2 protein-coding genes are annotated in these 1312 nt (G+C 68.7%); both read left to right on the top strand.

What is annotated here, in order from left to right; genetic code table 11:
* On the top strand, positions 1-405 hold a 405-nt coding region (locus GTW43_RS27825), incomplete at its 5' end, for a sugar ABC transporter permease (protein WP_161304719.1).
* 29 nt (positions 406-434) lie between these two features.
* A partial coding sequence (locus GTW43_RS27820) for a carbohydrate ABC transporter permease (protein ID WP_202502017.1) occupies positions 435-1312 on the top strand: 878 nt, incomplete at its 3' end.

Raw genomic sequence — 1312 nt, 5'->3', positions numbered from 1 at the left:
TGGCGCTGGACCGGCTACAACGCGCTGATCTTCCTCGCCGGCATGCAGTCGATCCCCGGCGAGCTCTACGAGGCCGCCGAGATGGACGGCGCCTCGAAGTGGCGCCAGTTCCTGCACGTCACCCTGCCGGGTCTGCGCCCCACGATCGTCTTCTCCGTGATCATGTCCACCATCGGCGCCACGCAACTGTTCGGCGAACCGCTGCTGTTCGAGGGCAACCCGGGCGGCGGCATCTCGCACCAGTACCAGACCCTCGGCCTCTACATGTACGAACAGGGCTGGTCCTTCTTCCACCTGGGACGGGCGGCGGCCATCGCCTGGGTGATGTTCCTGCTCATCCTGGTGCTCGTCGGGGTCAACGCCCTGCTCGCGCGCCGTCGCCCTGCCAAGGAGGCCGGCCGGTGACCACCTTCGCCGATCCGAAGAGCGCGCCCCTGACCGCGCGTCCCGCGGCGGCCGGGATCCGCCGTGCGCGCCGGCGCCGTCCGCGCGCCGGACGCACCCTGCACGGAGGGCGGCTCGCCTACGCGTTCCTGATCCTCGCCGTGCTCGTCTCCGCGTTCCCCTTCTACTACACGATCGTCGCGGCCAGCCGCTCCAACGCGGACATCGCGAAGACCCCGCCGACCCTGCTGCCCGGACCCCACCTCCTGCGCAACGTCCAACTCGCCCTGGAACAGGCGGACATCGGCAAGGCCCTGCTCAACTCCCTGATCGTGTCGGGCTCCATCACCGTCGGCACCGTCCTGTGCTCGACCCTCGCCGGGTTCGCCTTCGCCAAGCTGCGCTTCAAGGGCCGCAACACCCTGCTCGCCTTCACCGTCGGCACGATGATGATCCCGCCCCAGCTCGGTGTGATCCCCCTCTTCATGGTGATCGCCAGACTCGAGTGGGCCAACCAGCTGCAGGCGGTCATCCTGCCCAGCCTCGTCTCCGCGTTCGGGGTGTTCTTCATGCGGCAGTTCATCGCCCAGTCACTGCCCGACGAACTCATCGAAGCGGCACGGGTGGACGGCGCCTCCACCTCCCGGATCTTCTGGACGATCGTCGTGCCCATCGCCCGGCCCGCCATGGCCGTCCTCGGGCTGCTCACCTTCATGACCGCCTGGAACGACTTCTTCTGGCCCATCATCGCGCTGTCCTCGCAGGAACCCACCGTCCAGGTCGCCCTGCGCCAGCTGGGCGGCGGATACGTCCAGGACCAGTCCGTCGTCATGGCCGGCACCCTTCTGGGCACTCTGCCCGTCCTGGTCGTCTTCGGACTGCTCGGACGGCAGATCGTCGGCGGCATCATGCAGGGCGCGGTCAAGGG

This window comes from Streptomyces sp. SID5785 (assembly GCF_009870065.1).
In the GTDB taxonomy this organism is placed as follows: Bacteria; Actinomycetota; Actinomycetes; order Streptomycetales; family Streptomycetaceae; genus Streptomyces.
Note: the sequence above shows the minus strand (reverse complement) of the source record. Positions and strands in the feature narration are given on the sequence as shown.